This window comes from Paracoccaceae bacterium, assembly GCA_033344815.1.
Lineage (GTDB): Bacteria > Pseudomonadota > Alphaproteobacteria > Rhodobacterales > Rhodobacteraceae > Roseobacter.
Map to the genome: position 1 here is coordinate 882,757 of JAWPMR010000001.1, position 17,684 is coordinate 900,440.

Annotated in this window: 14 protein-coding genes; 5 read left to right on the plus strand and 9 right to left on the minus strand. The window is 56.4% G+C overall.

All coding sequences use genetic code 11. The features are described from left to right. Window positions 1–6: 6 nt before the first annotated feature. Window positions 7–684 (plus strand): GntR family transcriptional regulator, encoded by a 678-nt coding sequence (locus R8G34_04110; GenBank protein MDW3222058.1) that lies wholly within the window; start codon window positions 7–9, stop codon window positions 682–684. A 140-nt stretch (window positions 685–824) separates the two neighbouring features. Here the strand turns inward: R8G34_04110 and R8G34_04115 are convergent, their stop codons facing one another. Beyond that, entirely contained in the window at window positions 825–1,517 is a 693-nt protein-coding gene (locus R8G34_04115; GenBank protein ID MDW3222059.1) for a winged helix-turn-helix domain-containing protein, read from the minus strand. A 71-nt stretch (window positions 1,518–1,588) separates the two neighbouring features. On the opposite strand from R8G34_04115, the gene R8G34_04120 reads away from it, so the two are divergent. Both R8G34_04120 and R8G34_04125 read left to right on the plus strand, forming a co-directional pair. Further along, window positions 1,589–1,912, plus strand: coding sequence for an NIPSNAP family protein (locus R8G34_04120; protein MDW3222060.1), 324 nt, complete (start codon window positions 1,589–1,591; stop codon window positions 1,910–1,912). Beyond that, window positions 1,909–2,262 (plus strand): antibiotic biosynthesis monooxygenase, encoded by a 354-nt coding sequence (locus tag R8G34_04125; protein ID MDW3222061.1) that lies wholly within the window; start codon window positions 1,909–1,911, stop codon window positions 2,260–2,262. Before R8G34_04120 ends, R8G34_04125 begins: the two co-directional genes overlap by 4 nt. A gap of 6 nt (window positions 2,263–2,268) precedes the next feature. Here the strand turns inward: R8G34_04125 and R8G34_04130 are convergent, their stop codons facing one another. The 3 genes from R8G34_04130 to R8G34_04140 form a co-directional block, all read right to left on the minus strand. Further along, window positions 2,269–3,669: a TRAP transporter large permease gene (locus R8G34_04130; GenBank protein MDW3222062.1), complete on the minus strand. Its 1,401-nt coding sequence runs from the start codon at window positions 3,667–3,669 to the stop codon at window positions 2,269–2,271. Next, complete coding sequence (locus R8G34_04135) at window positions 3,669–4,298, minus strand: TRAP transporter small permease (protein MDW3222063.1); 630 nt, start codon at window positions 4,296–4,298, stop codon at window positions 3,669–3,671. Before R8G34_04135 ends, R8G34_04130 begins: the two co-directional genes overlap by 1 nt. A 64-nt stretch (window positions 4,299–4,362) precedes the next feature. Next, entirely contained in the window at window positions 4,363–5,379 is a 1,017-nt protein-coding gene (locus R8G34_04140; protein ID MDW3222064.1) for a C4-dicarboxylate TRAP transporter substrate-binding protein, read from the minus strand. 453 nt (window positions 5,380–5,832) lie between these two features. Here R8G34_04140 and acs point away from each other — a divergent pair, with 453 nt between their 5' ends. Beyond that, on the plus strand, window positions 5,833–7,797 hold the full coding sequence (gene acs / locus R8G34_04145; GenBank protein MDW3222065.1) for an acetate--CoA ligase: 1,965 nt from the start codon (window positions 5,833–5,835) through the stop codon (window positions 7,795–7,797). Window positions 7,798–7,988: 191 nt separating this feature from the next. After that, window positions 7,989–8,501 carry a flavin reductase family protein gene (locus R8G34_04150; protein ID MDW3222066.1) on the plus strand — a complete coding sequence of 171 codons (513 nt, stop codon included), beginning with the start codon at window positions 7,989–7,991 and terminating at the stop codon, window positions 8,499–8,501. Between the two features lie 10 nt (window positions 8,502–8,511). Here the strand turns inward: R8G34_04150 and R8G34_04155 are convergent, their stop codons facing one another. From R8G34_04155 to R8G34_04175, 5 genes are all read right to left on the minus strand, one after another. Then, window positions 8,512–12,129: a translocation/assembly module TamB domain-containing protein gene (locus R8G34_04155; GenBank protein ID MDW3222067.1), complete on the minus strand. Its 3,618-nt coding sequence runs from the start codon at window positions 12,127–12,129 to the stop codon at window positions 8,512–8,514. After that, complete coding sequence (locus R8G34_04160) at window positions 12,129–13,895, minus strand: autotransporter assembly complex family protein (protein MDW3222068.1); 1,767 nt, start codon at window positions 13,893–13,895, stop codon at window positions 12,129–12,131. Before R8G34_04160 ends, R8G34_04155 begins: the two co-directional genes overlap by 1 nt. A 450-nt stretch (window positions 13,896–14,345) precedes the next feature. After that, entirely contained in the window at window positions 14,346–14,741 is a 396-nt protein-coding gene (locus R8G34_04165; GenBank protein MDW3222069.1) for a DUF3307 domain-containing protein, read from the minus strand. 149 nt (window positions 14,742–14,890) lie between these two features. Continuing rightward, window positions 14,891–15,997 carry an ABC transporter ATP-binding protein gene (locus tag R8G34_04170; protein MDW3222070.1) on the minus strand — a complete coding sequence of 369 codons (1,107 nt, stop codon included), beginning with the start codon at window positions 15,995–15,997 and terminating at the stop codon, window positions 14,891–14,893. Window positions 15,998–16,024: 27 nt separating this feature from the next. Continuing rightward, window positions 16,025–17,677 (minus strand): alpha glucosidase, encoded by a 1,653-nt coding sequence (locus R8G34_04175; protein ID MDW3222071.1) that lies wholly within the window; start codon window positions 17,675–17,677, stop codon window positions 16,025–16,027. Window positions 17,678–17,684: the final 7 nt, after the last annotated feature.

Sequence of the window (17,684 nt, forward strand, 5' to 3'; positions counted from 1 at the left end):
AATCCAATGACACCGGCAACAGAATCTCGGGCAATCCTGCGCACGTCCCTGCACCATGAATTGGTGGGTCGTTTGCAGACGCTGATCATAAATGCAGAACTCGAACCGGGCGCCAAGGTGCCGGAAAAAACACTCTGTGATCAGTTTGGGGTCTCCCGTACGCCGCTGCGCGAAGCTTTGAAGGTGTTGGCATCAGATGGGCTGGTGCGTCTGGAACCCAACCGCGGCGCGTGGGTTACGCAGGTCACCATCGGTGAGGTCGAGGAGGTGTTCCCGGTGCTTGGCGCGTTGGAAGCCTTGTCTGGCGAGTTGGCTTGCAGACGCATCAGTGATGTCGAAATCGAAGCCGTGCGCACCCTGCACGACCAGATGCTGGAGAGCTATGAAAAGCGGGATCTGGATGCCTATTTCACGATCAACCAGAAAATCCATCGCGCCATTCTCATGGCCGCGCATAATGATACTTTGACGACATCTTGTCAGGCGTTGTCCTTGCGCATGCAACGGGCGCGCTATCTGGCGAATATGACCGAAGGGCGTTGGTTTGAAGCGGTACAGGAACATGAAAACATCATGAAATTTCTAGCCGCCCGGGACGGTGAAGCTTTGGCCAAAACGCTGCTCGATCACATGGATGCAAAACGGATTTCCGTGATCCGCTGGCTTGAAACCGAGGACGCATAGTCGGATCTGTTACTGCCTAAGTCTCGCGCTTTTGGATCCCTGCGGAGACTTCAGCAGGTTGGTTGTGAAGGCCGATAGGTTATCACGGCGAGCCCAACAGCCGTTACCTGAACCCGCAGAAACTTGGCAGCGACGCCTGTTTATGACGCGGGTGCCTCGATCAACTGCGCTTGAAACGCCTGTTCCCCCCGACGTGAGAATGTCACAGCGCGACTGTCAGGTTGACGTGCCGCCCAGCCGCGCGCTTCGATCTGGGAGAGCAACGCCCGCCCAAGACTACCGGCGAGATGCGAACGCCGCGCGCTCCAATCCAGACACTCCTTGCACAAAGGCGATTTCTGGGACCGCAACAGCACCAAATCCACCCCAAAACCTTGCACAAAACCGTCACCGCTTGATGTCAAACGCAATACTTCGCCGTCAATCTCCAAGAACCCGCGCGTCATGAAGCTGTCAAACATTTGAATGCCCATATCGCCCGCCAAATGGTTGTAACACACACGCGCCTTGCGCAAGGCGGCGTCCTTGGGTCCGGTGCGCGTGCGCAAGTGACCGGTTTTGACCGCCAGACCCATCAACCCTTCCAGCACCTGTGCCACATCATCACTGGCCAGCGAGAAATACTTGTGCCGGCCTTGTTTAAGGGGCCTCAGCAAACCGCCCGCATCCAGTTTCGCCAAATGCGAACTCGCGGTCTGGCTGGTAATCCCGGCTTCTGCCGCCAGTTCAGTGGCGGTCAACGCCTTACCAGTCATCAGCGCGGTCAACATGTTGGCGCGCGCAGGATCCCCGATCAGGGCGGCGATGCGCGCGATGTCTGGTCCTTCTTTCATAGTTCGATCGTAGTCGAAGCATTCCAGTCGATCAATCCCCTATTCAAGGCACAGACATGAAAGGAAAACCCATGCTTACCTGTATCATCCGCTATCAGATCGACCCGACAAAAAAGGCGCATTTCATTCAGTATGCACGAAATTGGGGGCAAGCCATTCCAAGATGTGGCGCAGATTTGATTGGCTATTATGCGCCTCATGAAGGATCATCAACACTCGCTTACGGGATTTACAACATCCCCAACCTTGCCACCTATGAGGCTTATCGCGCGCGTTTGGCAGATGACCCGCTGGGCCGTGAGAATTACGAATTTGCGCAATCAGAAAAATTTCTGCTGCGCGAAGACCGGACCTTTTTGAAGCTGGCCTCCGCGCCACATGGAGAACCTACGTGATTGCCGTGATATTCGAAGTCGAACCCGCAGAGGGGCGCAAGGAAGATTATCTAGAGATCGCCGCGAAAATGCGCCCTATGCTTCAGGAAGTTGAGGGTTTCATTTCCGTCGAGCGGTTTCAAAGCTTGACAGATCCGGCCAAGATCCTGTCTTTGTCATTCTTCGAGGATGAAGAAGCTGTGAAGCGCTGGCGCACGCTCAGCGCGCATCGCGGGGCGCAATCTGATGGGCGCGCCGGGGTTTTCGCCGGTTACCGTTTGCGGGTCGCCGGCGTGCTGCGCGATTACGGCATGTTTGATCGCGCGCAGGCACCGGAGGATAGCAAGGCAGCCCATCAAGTGGACCACTAAGCCGCTTTACCCCGCCAGTGACGGCAGAAACAGAACGATGCCCGGGAAAGCAACGAGGAGCGCGATGGTCACGCCATCGGCGATAAAGAAAGGGGTCACACCTTTGAATACATCCTGAACCGTCAAATCATCACGCACGCCCGCCACCACAAAACAGTTGAGGCCGATGGGCGGGGTGATCAGACAGAACTCTGCCATTTTGACCACCAATATCCCGAACCAGATCGCACACATCGGACCAGACATGCCAAACGCGCTGTCTGCGGCGGCCACGGTTTCACCGCCATTGAGCGCCATGACTGCCGGATAAACCACGGGCAGCGTCAAGAGAAGCATGCCAATCGCGTCCATGAACATGCCCAGTACCGCATAGGCCAGCAGGATGCAGATCAGGATCAGCATGGGCGACATTTCGAGCGACGTGATCCAATCGGCAAAGGCTTCGGGCAATTCGGCAAATCCCAGGAAACGCACATAGATCAGCACGCCCCAGATGATGGAAAAAATCATCACGGTGAGTTTTGCGGTATCCAGCAATGCGCTCTTGAGTTGTTTCCAGCGCATGCCGCGATAAAGCGCCATCAGGAATATGATAAACGCGCCAATCGCGCCGCCTTCGGTTGGTGTCCCCCAGGCATCACCAAAGGGGTTGTAGACAAAAAAGATGATGATCACGACCACCGCCAGAATGGGCAGCGCGGGCGGCAGGGATTCAAAACGTTCGCGCCATGAAAAGCCACCAACCGGTGGACCGACGGTTTTGAAAATCACCGCGATGCCGATGATCAGGGCGGCGTAGACAATGGCGGAAAACATACCCGGCAAGAAGCCCGCGAGCAGCAGTTTACCGACATCCTGCTCCACGATGATCGCGTAGATCACAAGGATTGCAGAGGGTGGAATAAGCGAGGCAAGTGTACCGCCAGCGGCCACCACGCCTGCGGCGAATTGTTTATTGTACCCGATCTTGAGCATCTCTGGGATGGCAATGCGGGCAAAAACGGCAGCGGTTGCCACAGAGGCACCTGACACGGCGGCAAACCCGGCGGTGGCAAAAACCGTGGACACGGCAAGCCCGCCCGGCACCCACGCAATCCAGCGTTTGCAAGCCGTAAAAAGCGCCGTGGTAAGTTTCGCGTGATAGGCCATATAGCCGATCATGATAAAGACCGGGATCAAGCTCAGCACCTGCGCGGAGACCTTGGAATGGGGCGTCAGACCAGCGATTTTGACGCTGATCTCAACGGCTTTCCAGAAGCGATCCGGATCATAGTCAAATCCGTTCCAGCGGAGCCAAACAAGGCCAACAAACCCGGCCAAGGCGGCTGCAAATGCCACACGCATGCCCAGTATCACGAACGTCAGCAGGCCCGCACTGACCCACAATCCGATTTCAATAGGTTCCATCAGTCCGCCCCATCCAATGCTTCAGCCTCTAAACGGGCTTGTTCTGCCACACTAAGGTTGAGCGGCACGGCAACAGGGTTTTCCAGTCCCAAGACCAATGCGCGCCCGTATCCCCAGGCCTGCAGGATCAGACGCAGGCAGAGCACTGCAAAGGCGATCGGCACCACCAGTTTGGAAGGCCAGATAGGCAGGCCCACATCGATTGAACTGTCCCGGCTGCACCACGGGCGGGCGCAATCAAACGAGCGGTCAAAATGTTCCCACGCGCCCCAAGTCAGGGCGACAATCACCAACAGGATCAGCAAGACGGAAACCAGTTCAAAGAACCACAACATGCGTCCTCTGAGAGCGCTGACCAACATATCCATGCGCACATGGGTGCCGTCACGCTGCACGTAAGAGACGCCCATGATCGCGATGATGGGCATGGCCGCCTCGATGTAATCGACGTACCCCGCCATCGGGGAGGCAAAGAATTTACGCCCCGTCACCGAATAGGCCGCCAGAAACATCAGCGAAAAAATAGCAAGGCCGCTCAGCAGGGCGCAGAATTTTTCGAGTGGTAATAGTGCACGATCCAGTCGGCTGAGCAGACTGGAATCTTCGAGCACGGCTGCGGATCCCGCCATTGCTCTGCCCCCTTGTTTTTATAATTGAAAAGGCCGCCCCCTTTTCGAGAGCGGCCTGTTGTTTTTAGCTGCCGCCTTTGGCTTCAGCGAGCGTTTTGACCACCAGATCATAAAGCTCCTGACCGGGCAGGCCTTGGGCTTCCATGTCGGCGATCCACGCGTCCTTTGCCGGATCTGCGGCGATCGCGCGGAACTCAGAAATAACGGCAGGATCGATCTCGACCTTCTGAACACCTTTTTCTTCCAGCACAGAATCCCACTTTTTCAACAGCTCGCCATAGTTGGCCAGATAGTGATCAATGGCTTCCGGGATTGAGCTGTCAAGCGCTTCGCGTTCCGCATCGCTGAGGGACTCGTAGGCGTCGATGTTCACCACAACCGGGCAATTCACTGTGCCGGGGTTAAGGTTTGCCGTCCACCAATCCGCTTGATTGATCGTGCCAAAACTCAGATGCGCGTGCTGTGCAAAAGCCACTGTGTCAACCACGCCGCCTTCCATCGCCTGATAGGCTTCGGTTGCGGTCACAGATGTCGGCACGCCGCCAACGGCTTTGAATGCCGCGCCCAAACCGCCGGTGGCACGCACGCGCATGCCCTCGAATTCGGCCAATTCGTCGCGCGGCTCGCCCGTGCCAACAAGGTTGTACTGCGGCATCGGCGAGGTCATCAGCAGTTTGGCATTCCACTGCGCCATCTCTTCGGTGGCGGCGGGATGCGCGTAAACGGCAGCGGAAACTGCCACTTCCTGCTCCAGGTTTTCAACACCAAGGAACGGCAATTCCAGAACGGTGATCACGCGGTTCTTATCGGCGTGGTAACCTGCACAAAACTGTGCCATTTCAAAAGCACCAATGGAGATACCGTCGAGGTTTTCGCGGTTCTTGGACAGACCACCGTAGCTGACGTTCATGGTGAATTCGCCGTTGGTCTTCTCGGACACAAGCTCAGCGAGTTTTTCAACATGCTCGGTAAAGGCGCGACGCTTGCCCCAGACAGACACGTTCCATTCGGTCGCGGCGGCCTCGGACACGAAAGCAAAACTGATCGCAGCAACAGCTGCGCCGGATAGATATTTGTTCATAAAGTTTCTCCCTTGTTGCACGCCTCAGGTCGGGCGCACTTGGCGCAAAACTACCGAAGCCCGCGCGCAGTGCCAAGCCCTGAATACCGCTGTTTTGCGGACATCCCTCAGGCATTTGATTCCAATGCATTTAACTGCGTTTTGCCGTACTGTTGCGGCACTCATTTTCTATTTCAACTCTGGGGCGAAAGACGGCCTCACTCGGACTGCAACCGTCTGACGTCGTTGATACTGGGGTAATTGTTTAAACGATGAAGCGCCTGCCACAGTCCGATTTTTTCAAATTCCTCAACTCTCCGGGAAAAACCTGTTCACAGAAAGCCTTATGACACTGTGGCTTATTCCTTTCTGTTCCAATCCCGTTATGATCGCCCTCAAGAGGAGCGGTGGTTCAGGCAATGACGATGACCTTGGCCACCCTTCGAAAAACTGCGACCCAAGGGAGGAGCCTTCATGTCCGACGCAACCACATCCGCCAAAACCTATCCACCATCGCCCCAAATGGCTGCAAAGGCACATGTAGATGCCGCGAAGTATGAAGAAATGTACGCCGCATCCATTTCGAACCCCGATGCGTTCTGGCGCGAACAAGCCGGGCGCGTCGACTGGATGCGGCCTTTTACAGAAGTCAGCGACATCAACTTTGATCTGGGATCGGTGTCAATCAATTGGTTTTCTGACGGCACGTTGAATGTCTCCGCCAATTGCATTGACCGGCATTTGGCGGCACGCGGCGATCAGACTGCAATCATCTGGGAGCCTGACAACCCCGAAGATGGCGCGCTACACATCACCTACAACGACCTGCACAAATCCGTTTGCAAAATGGCCAATGTACTCAAGGACCTGGGCGTTACCAAGGGTGATCGGGTGATTATCTATATGCCGATGATCCCAGAGGCGGCTTATGCCATGTTGGCCTGTGCACGCATTGGCGCGATCCATTCGATTGTCTTTGCCGGTTTCTCGCCGGATGCGCTATCTGCGCGGGTGAATGGATCCAAGGCCAAGGTCGTGATCACTGCCGACCATGCCCCTCGCGGGGGGCGCGCGACGCCGCTGAAATCCAATGCAGATCAGGCCTTGCTGCACTGCTCTGATCAGGTCAAATGCCTCGTGGTCAAGCGCACGGGAGGACAGACCACATGGGTTGAGGGGCGCGATTACGACTATAATGCGCTAGCGGCTGAGGCCTCGGCGGACTGCGCGCCCGAGGAAATGGGCGCTGAAGATCCATTGTTCGTGCTCTATACCTCCGGCTCCACCGGGCAACCCAAGGGCGTTGTGCACACCACGGGCGGTTACATTGTTTACGCCGCAATGACACATGAAATAACCTTCGACTATCACGATGGCGACGTGTTCTGGTGTTCCGCAGATGTCGGCTGGGTTACCGGCCACAGCTACATCGTCTATGGACCGCTGGCCAACGGAGCGACCACTGTGATGTTTGAGGGGGTGCCCACCTACCCGGACGCCAGCCGGTTCTGGGAAGTCTGTGACAAACACAAGGTCAACCAGTTCTATACCGCCCCTACGGCCATTCGCGCGCTGATGGGACAGGGAACGGCGTTTGTCGAGAAATGCGACCTCAGCAGCCTGCGCTTGCTGGGCACCGTGGGCGAGCCGATCAACCCCGAAGCCTGGAACTGGTACAACGACGTTGTCGGAAAGGGTAAATGCCCCATTGTTGACACCTGGTGGCAGACCGAAACCGGTGGACATCTGATGACCCCCCTGCCCGGCGCGCATGCCATGAAACCGGGCTCCGCAATGAAGCCGTATTTTGGCATCAAACCTGTCGTTTTGGAGCCGACCACCGGCGAAGAGATCCATGGCAATGACGTTGAGGGAGTCCTCTGCATCGCCAGCAGCTGGCCGGGCCAGATGCGCACCATCTGGGGTGATCATGAGCGGTTCGAGAAAACCTATTTCTCAGATTACAAAGGGTACTATTTCACCGGGGACGGATGCAAACGCGACGTGGAAGGGGATTATTGGATCACCGGGCGGGTTGATGACGTTATCAACGTCTCCGGTCACCGGATGGGCACAGCGGAGGTTGAAAGTGCGCTGGTAGCCCATGCAAAGGTCGCAGAGGCCGCCGTTGTCGGATACCCGCATGATATCAAGGGACAAGGCATCTATTGCTACGTGACCTTGATGGGCGGAGAGGAACCCTCCGAAGAACTGCGCAAGGAGTTGCGCAGTTGGGTACGCGCCGAAATCGGACCCATTGCAAGCCCGGATCTGATCCAATGGGCCCCGGGCCTGCCGAAAACCCGGTCGGGCAAAATCATGCGTCGGATCCTGCGCAAGATCGCGGAGAATGATTTTGGCGCGCTTGGTGATACATCGACACTCGCCGACCCCTCGGTTGTGGATGATCTGATCGAGAACCGGATGACCAAGACCTGATGCAATAGATATCCCCCCAACGGTCGGATCGGCCTTTTCTGAGGCCGGCCTGATTTTGCGAAGCGGACGTTGCCGTATGGGTCGGGTGACAATTCCCTTGCCGCACCGGTGCGGCGTGTTACCTACCAGACTAGAAAACGGGACACAGGTCATGACATCAAGAAACACCGCTTCACTCAGGGGATCAATTGATGCCGCCTGACACTGGCTTTTTCGTGCCAACACCGGAACGGCAACGTGACCTGCGCAGCGCTTTCGCCTGTTTTGGCACCGGCGTGACTGTGATCACCACGCAAACATCTGAAGGACCGTTAGGAATAACAGCCAACTCTTTTTCGTCCGTTTCGCTGGAGCCGCCTTTGGTGCTGTGGTCGCCTGCCATCGCCGCCCGCCGCCATGACCCCTTTGCCGCTGCAGAGACGTTTTGCATCCACATTCTTGGTGCGGATCAGATGCCGCTTGCACGTCACTTTGCAACCGAAGGACATGGGTTTGATGCATTCGACTGGACCCCGGGACCCTTAGGGGCACCGAGATTGGAGGGATGTCTGGCAGAGTTTCATTGCAGCAAATATGCCATCCACCCTGCGGGCGACCATTCTGTGATACTGGGCGAGATCCACCATGTTTTTCAGGCGGACTCAGAGATACAGGGCCTTTTGTTCAAACGCGGACAGTTTGGAAATTTCACACCTGATCCGTGATCAGATCGCCTCAATAGTCACGTTCAAAGAACAGGCCAATGCCGGTGTTCCCGTCATTCTCAACAGTGCCACGGGCTTTGAGTGAGTCGGTCAATTCAAGATTGATCGACAACTCGGTTTCCCCACCCCCGGTAAACACATCCGTGTAAATCGTGTCGGTGATGTACTTACCAGCACGCACGGCGGCCTCCCCATCATCGGTTGTGGTCACGTCGAAATCGTCAAGACCAAAGCCCTTACGCAGATTGCCCACAATCCCCACGCCGCTTTTCCCCGCCAGGACGGCCACCGCGTTCGCCAGTTGTAGGGCTTGAAACCCGGAAATCTCGCTGAGTTTTCGGCCAAAAAGCAATTGTGACAAGACCTCGTCCTGGGGCGCTTCTGGGACTGCTTCAAAGGTCACTTCCGGTTCGTCTACCGGTCCATCGAGTACGATGCTTGCCGTCCCATCATCCGTGTCGGACAGTGTCTTAAAACGAATATAGGGAACAAGATCACCCTGAAACTGGATCGATCCTTCTTCCAGTTCAAATCGCTTCCCAAGAATATCGATCCGGCCGCGCACAAGATCAAACTGACCCGCAGAAATCACCCGCGCCGTTGTGCCTGTGACTTCCAACCCGCCCCCGAGTTCCGCATCAACGCCACGGCCACGCACAAATATCTTGTTGGGTGCAGTGATCTGAAGACCCAGATCATAAACGCTGCCAGCGCCGCCGTTGCCCTGCTCTTCGGGTTCGGGGATGACGCCTGCACGCCCGCGCGTGGTTGTAACGGATTGAGGCGCGCCGACATGGGTGATTTCTGGGATTTCCCCGATACTGGTCAATCCCGATGAGGGAACCGAAATCAGCGTCTCGCCGATATCGATTGTACCACCGATGCGCGCCCCGCCCGTCAATGGACCCGCGACCGCAATGTCAGCCGTAATCAGTGTTGAATACAAACGCGGATCGGACAGAACCACACTGTTCAGAAGGATCTTGAGATCGGCGACCAAACTGTTCAGGTTTAGCCCTCCGGCAACTGCGAGTGTGCCACCTGCTTCGACCGCGCCGCCCAGGTCAAGTTGCGCATCTCCGCCATTGAGATTGATCGTGGTAATTAGATCTGTCAGAGCCAGACGCAAACCAGGGTCTGCAAAGGTGGCCCCGGTCGAGGAAATCGTGCCGGAAATCGCGTCCAAACCCGGCGCGCCTTTGGCTGTCAGATCAAATTGAGCCTGCCCTTGCAAGCTGCGCGGGGCCAAAAACGGGTCAGACAACCCCAAGGGCACCGCCCCAATTATACCCAGATCCAGAGTGCCGTCTTCGCCAACGCGGCCTTTTACGCTCGCTTCGGTTCCAGCCGGACCTGTGGCAGCCGTATCAATTTGCCAGTCCGCCCCATCACGCGCAGCGTCGCCTTCGATTGAAAGCGGTCCTGCAAGTTTCGGAACAAACACGCCAATATCTGGCATAGCCGCGAGGAACGCCACTGCCGCGTCTGGTCCCGTCGCCAAACCCGCAACGCTGACTTCGGATTGAAACGGTCCGGCGGCGTCCACGTCAACATTGTATCCCGCATCGCTCAACCAAACGCGCCCATTGGCATCCAGTGGTCCATTGATTGCTTCAACAAGGGGCTGCACTTCCGGAACCGACAAATCAAATTGAACATCTGTTTCTGGCCCGGTTGCGACGCCTTTGACAGAAAAGGAACTGTCATATGGCGCGTTCGCGACAACATCAACGGCCCATCCAATTGCGTCCTGCGTGGCTTTGGCATCCAGACTGAGCGGGCCGGTATATTGCGGTAGCACAAGCGCCACATCATTCAAGCGCGCCAGCACCTTCACATCGCTGGCGTTTGTTTGCAACTTGATGTCGCCTGTGATGTCGAGTGCATCGTTTTTGAGATCTAGGTCTTGGACAAAAGTGCCTGTTTCATCGCGGCGGGCCTGCAGGGTCAGCGCCGTCACCCCGGCCATCACGGCATCGGCTTGCGGAATATCGAGTTTCAGATCGCGCGTGGTGCCGCCAATTTTGAGATCGAAGATGCTGCTGAGCGGTGTGATACTGCCCGCCACATCAAGCTGCGCAGCCCCTGCCAGAGACTGCCCGGCAAGACCGGCAAACCGGGCAAGTTCAGCCGCCTGAACTGACAGATCAATATCCGTTGGAATGCCACCATCGAGGCCTTGAATGATAACATCCCCCGACAGCCCGTAATCCGCGCCAACAAGCTCTAGGCCGGTAATCCGGATTGGCTCATCCTCGACATAGTCAATATTTGCTTTGCCTCGGAACTCTTGGCCGAGCGCCTCTGCTGCTTCGGGATCATCCAGCGCCAGCCCGCGTGTTGTGAGGTCAAGATCCCCAAGGAAACGACCAACCGAGCCCAAATCGCCCTGAAGTGTTCCATCGAGCGCCAGCAACGTGTTTTCAAAACGAATGCCTTCACGCGCGAATTGGGTGATGTCGAAGGCACCCGCAAAGACGTCGCCCGACTGTGCGTCATAATCAACGCTCAACTCAATGGATTGAACGGTGGTTTCGACGTCAGATCCGGGCAGCAAAACAGGCTGTCCATCTGCCTGAGCAATGGTGCCATCCACGTCTATGAATGTGGGCCACTGGTCACTGTTCAGTTTCACCTTTCCGGCCAATTGCACGGCCTTGGCATCAAGCGCGAAATCAGACACGTCAACCGCCCCGTCAGCGCCCAGCAAAGCGTCTACGTTGAGGGCAACTTTGGTGCCGAAGAAGTCACGCGATTGCGGTGCCACCAGCGCGGTAATATCACCACCCAGATTGGCCCGAATGCGCCGATCCGGCTGCGCGCCTTCGACCTCGGACGGCAATGCATTGAGCGTCACCTGCCCGGCCACGCGCTGCATCCCATCGGTGGCCAGCCCGATATCAGCGGTAAAATCATCGAGGGGTCCTGTCCCTGCAACCGTCAAATCAATTGATGGCTTGCCGGGCAAGTTCATGGTGTGTCCGGCGATACCACCGGGCGCCTCGTCCAGCGCGATGTCGACATTGATCTCAGACCCTTCACGCGCGAAGCTGCCTTTGACGACATAGTTCCCGTCCGCATCGTCCACCCGTTGGGCCGTCAGATCAATGAACGCCCCCTCGTCATTCAATTGGATCGAGGCCTTTACGCCCAGTGCTGCCGCTGTGCCTACTATTGGTTCACCAAGATCAATGCGCGTCACTTCGAAGACGTCGATGTTTACCGAGACCGGCAAATCGGGCAGCGCAAAGGGCGCTGCCTCCGCAGAGGGCACTTCGACGGTTTCCTCGGCTTCGGGCAAGCGCGGCAAATCCAATGAAGCTGCGCTCAGATTGTTCACTTCAAGCTGTCCGCGCAGCAAGGCAAGCCTGCTCCAGTTCAGTTTCACATCCTCAAGCGTCAACCAAATGCCCTCATCATCCGCGATGGTCATGCGCTCAAAGGAAGCCTCAGAACTCAGTGCCCCGGCGAAACCGGTGATTTTCACCTCACGCCCGGCACCCGAAAGCAAGTCCTGAATGGTTCGGGTCAGGAAACCACCGTCGTCCTCGTCATCCTGAGCCGCCCCGCCGATAGGAACCAGCAGGAACAGAACGAATAGACCTCTGAGTAACCAACGAAATCGCATTAAAATGCCTGTCCTATTCCGATGTAAACTTGCCAGGATGACCCATCGTCATCCCCTGATGTGGGCACAGCAACGTCAAACCTGATTGGTCCGATCGGCGTGTCATAACGCAATCCCAAACCCGCGCCGCTTTGCCATTCCCCCGAGCCATCCGGCAAGGCCTCTGATCCAATATAGCCCGCGTCAAAGAAACCGACATAGCCAAGACTGCCCGCAGTGCGGTAACGCACCTCGGCGGACAGACCCAGGAACGACCGCCCGCCAACGATCTGGCCATTGCCAATATCCACGCCGAGTGATTGGTAATCATGGCCACGCACCGTATCGCCGCCACCCGAATAGAACAAGAAATCCGCCGGCGCATCTTCGAGGCTCGGGCCAACAACGGATCCCAGCTGTCCGCGCAGGGCAAGGGTCGTGGTTGAGACAGTGCCAAAAGTCCTGTAAACACGGGCATCCAATTCTGTCAGAACACCATTGTCAGCGCCATCTACTGCGTAAAATGGTGAGACCTCCGCATCCAGATAAAACCCTTTTCGCGCATCCAGTATCTTGTCGCGGTAGTCAAAGGTCGCCCCGGTCGGGAACAGCAGCAAAGTGTACTGGTCTTCGCCAAAGGCATCCCGTGTATTTGCGCGGCGAACCGCCACGCCAAATCGATAAGACCTCTGGTCTGACACAATGCGCTCAATGCCCGCGCCAATCGTTGCCTGACGAGAAAAGTAGTTCACTTCGTCTTCCTGCTCGACTTCGCCGAGAATATAAAGATCCGTGTCTTCATTAAAGGTGGAGGGTCGCTGGTAGCGCGCGCCAAGAAGGAAATCTGTGCCGCCGGTCTCCCCTCCAACGCCACTGATCTCGGCCTCCAAACGCAACCGCTCCGCCCCGCCAAACAGATTGCGATGCACCCAGAATGCACTCGCGGACAGGCCTTCAATAGTAGACACCTCGCCCCCGAAACCGAAACGCCGGGGTTTGTCATCTGCCACGCGCGCAGTGATGCCCAACTGATCGCCCGGGCCGACTTCTTCTGCCTCAATCATCGCGACAGAACTGAACGCGCCCGTGCGGCGCAATCGCCCGGCCGCGTCGGCCAGTTCATCCGGGGAGTAGACAGTTCCGACAGGCAGACCGGCGATTTCGAGGATACGTTCGGTGCGCACGGCGCTGTCACCGCTCACTTTGAGATCGCCAAAGCGGAGCTTGGCTCCGGGATCCAGTCGCAATGTAGCATTGAGCGTGCCGTCTGTATGCCGCGCAGTGATGGTTTGGCTTTCCAACTTGGCCTTGGCATGACCCTGATCCCGCCACGCCTTGGTGCCGGCGCTTACCGTATCGCGCAGCAGGCTCAATCGCGCGGTTTCGCCACTCCTGAAGCCTTCCGGCAGGACAGTGCCTTCCGCAACGGGTCCAATATCCGCCGTGCCAAACCGAAAGACTTTGCCAAGAGTCACGCTGATTTGCGCTGATGTGACACTGCGCGGTGGGGCCACCGAAGTGATGGAGGATGCTTCGCGCCCGTCCAGCGTAATGCCAATAATAGCGCCGTAGTAACCAAAATCATAAAGGACGGCCAAAACACGTTTGTAATCCGCCTGAGCAATTGCAACCAGTTCCTGAGATGAGACTTCTGTTTCTGCTGCTGCCTGTTCGATCAACAGCGACCCGCCTTCCAACGCCTCTCGCAAGTCCTCGTCCGCAACCCCTTGCAGGGTTGCCTCAAATGCCAGTGCGGGCAGGCTCAGGCACGCCGCAGCAACGGCCATGATTGCAAGCCGGACACAGCGCCGAGCGTTGTTTTTTTTAGAAGATCGCACGATTTCCCCCGGTTCGGCTATGTCTTATGGATTGGCATTTGAGGGCAGACTCAAACGAACAACTGACTCGCCATTGCCTCCCTTCTAACGGAAGTCGGGCAACCCGTGCAAACAGCAATAAGCCGTGTCGTCACAAACGTTGGACACTGGAAAACAATCACGCAATCCGATCCCGGCTGAATGCGCGGGTCCTCGTGCGACCACCGGGCATCTCAGACTGCGCGTTTCGCAGCGCGCATAAGTCCAAGGTCGGGTGATGTGAGCATCTGATGAACGCCCACGCGTTGATGCCTTCACGGCGCAAAGCAAAAAGCCTATCGCGCAAATCTGGCATTCACAGTCTTGTTTGTTCTTTTTGATTTTGAGCCGTGCGCCTCAAGCAGTTGAACTTACCCGATGTCAGGTCGGGAAATCCGACATAATCCACGCCCAGATCATTACCACATAGGTCAGTTGGTGCAGTGCCTGATCCATCCCGCACACACGCCAATAGGCTGCATCCTGCGGTGTCAGATTTTGAACGGACGTATGACGCCCTTTCCACCAGTCGATATGAAAATGGATGGCCCATTCCAGCAAGATCACTGGCAGAATGAAGCCAATCTTCGCGCCGATCAGAATAAAGGCGAGCGCTGATCCCGCGGCATGCACGCCTGCATGCACAAAGCGGCCGAGATGGGCATAGGTATCGCGCCCATCCAGCATAATCCTGGTCTGGAGGAAATAGTCCCCAAGCATGTGTTTGACCTGAAGCAAGCACATGAGGATCAATATCGTGCCGTAACTTATTACCAAAACAACTCCTTTTCATCCCCCCGCGCCAAACATGACGACATACGGGAGGATCAATCTTAAATCCGGCGTCCCCACAGTATCAGACAAAATACATGTCCCACCAAAGGGGAAAAAATTTAGTTCCGCGGCATTTCAAACCGCGAATGTAATTAGTTTCGATACAGCAAGGAGCGCCCATTTGCGAACAAATGCACCTTAGAAGGATCCGCCGTCAGTTTTAGCGTCTGCCCGCGCATCTCTGTGTGGATACCGGCCAATTTCGCGATCACGGTATCAGTATCCGCACTGGAACTGGGCGCCGCAAAATAAAGCTGCGTGACTTCGCCCAGCGCCTCCACAATTGTGACTTTATCGGCGAAAGCGTAATCATTGCCTTCTGTGGCAATCATATCCTCCGGGCGGATACCCACATTTACTTTTAGCCCCTTATCGGCTGGTTGCGTCGGTATATTCGCCTGAAATGTCCCCTGCCCGTCGGTGCAGGAAACGGTGGTAACGGTACCGGTTTCAACGACTTCACCCGCCAGCAGGTTCATCGCAGGCGAGCCTATGAATTGAGCCACGAATTCATTCTCTGGCCTTTCATAGAGTTCAAGCGGCGAGCCGACCTGCGCGATCCCCTTGTTTGCCAGCACCACAATGCGACTGGCCAGGGTCATGGCCTCCACCTGATCGTGAGTCACATAGATCATCGTGGAATTTGGCATGCTTTCCTTGAGCTGCGCAATTTCGATGCGTGTCGCCACGCGCAAAGAGGCATCCAGATTAGAGAGCGGTTCGTCAAACAGATATACCTTCGGATCGCGCACGATCGAACGCCCGATGGCGACACGCTGGCGCTGACCGCCAGACAGAGCTTTGGGCAGGCGATCAAGGTATTCATCCAGTTGCAACACTTTGGCCGCACGCCCCACTGCCTCGTCGATTTCAGCGGGCGTTTTCTTGGCCAGTTTCAGGGCAAAGGCCATGTTGTCGCGCACCGTCATATGCGGATAAAGCGCGTAAGACTGGAACACCATCGCAATGCCGCGTTGTGCAGGGGGCACATCATTCATGCGGTCCCCGTCAATTTGCAACTCTCCGCCCGTGATTTTTTCCAGACCTGCGATCATCCTGAGCAAGGTCGATTTCCCACAACCAGAGGGTCCGACAAAAACAATCAATTCACCGGTTTGGATGTCGAGATTGATGTTTTTGAGTACTTCCACCCCGGCGCCGTAGGATTTTCCCACATCTGTCAGTTTAAGTTCGGCCATATCTTTGTCCCTCCCAAGACGCGGGTCTTAATCCTGTTTCACGGCCAGGCAGGCTTGCCATGGTCCCAGGTGCAGTTTGAAATCGGCAGACGGGGTCGCCCCGCCCAGTTCATGTCCGATGGTGTGCCAGTCTCCCGGCGGCATGCCGTGTAGCGATGGCGAGTCCGACAGGTTGAACGCACAAAACAACGTCTGGCCTTCATGCGTGCGGGTGAATTGCAGCACGTCGCCATAGGCAAAAACGCCGCCATGTTCACCTTTGACCAAGGCCGGGTGATCCTTGCGAAAGGCAATCGCACGTCGGTAATGGTGCAGGATCGCACCCGGTTCATTTTCCTGGGCGTGCACTGATCGGTTAAGGTGATCATGGCTGACGGGCAACCATGGGAACCCTTCGGAAAAGCCGCCGTTCTGGTTGGACGTTTCCCAGACCATCGGCGTGCGGCATCCATCGCGGCCCTTGAATTCCGGCCAAAACGTGATGCCATAAGGGTCCTGCAAGTCTTCAAAGGCGACATCGGCTTCGGGCAGGCCAAGTTCCTCCCCCTGATACAGGCACACCGACCCGCGCAGACACATGATCAGCGTGGCGAAAAGACGTTGCGCTTGGGGTGAGAGATCCCACCGCGATGCGTGGCGCATCACATCATGATTGGAAAACGCCCAGCATGGCCAGCCATCCTCGGCCACACGGCCAAGTTCCTCAAAAACCTGTGCCACCCGCGCCGCGTCCAATTTGGTCTTGGCAAGGAACTCAAAGGCATAACACATATGCACCATTTCCGGCCCGCTGGTGTATTCACCCAACAACTCGAGCCCGCGCTGCGCATCCCCGACTTCGCCCACACAGGCCGCTGCCGGGTATTCATCCAACAACGCCCGGAAGCGCTTTAGGAATTCAATGTTTTCAGGCTGGTTCTTGGAGTGGATATGTTCCTGATGGTTGTAAGGGTTGACCGAGGGCGCGATATTGGCGTTACGCCGTTCCGGCGGCAAAGCGGGGTTGTCGCGCAAATCCTTGTCCGCAAAATAGAAATTGATCGTATCCAACCGGAACCCATCCACGCCGCGATCCAACCAGAACCGCGTGGTCGCCAGAATGGCGTTTTGCACATCACCGTTGTGGAAATTCAGATCGGGCTGTTCGACCAGAAAGTTATGCAGGTAGTATTGCTCGCGCCCGGGGTGCCACTGCCAAGCGGGTCCGCCAAAAATCGACAGCCAGTTGTTGGGCGGCGTGCCATCGGGTTTCGGGTCAGCCCAGACGAACCAATCTGCCTTGGGGTTTGTGCGGTCCTTCTTGCTCTCCTGAAACCACGGGTGCTGATCCGAGGTGTGGCTTAGCACCAGATCAATCATCACTTTCAGCCCATGCTGATGGGCGGATTCCACCACGACATCGAAATCGGCCAATGACCCGAACATCGGATCAACGTCGCAATAGTCGCTGACATCATAGCCGAAATCCTTCATCGGCGACGTGAAAAACGGCGAGATCCAGATCGCATCAACACCCAACGACGCAATATAACTCATGCGATGTGAGATACCGATCAAATCACCGATGCCGTCTCCGTTGCTGTCCTGAAAACTGCGCGGGTAGATCTGATAAATGACGGCACCACGCCACCAGTCCTGATCAACCACGGGCAGATGCAAGTGATGTTCCATTTTGGTCATGAAACGG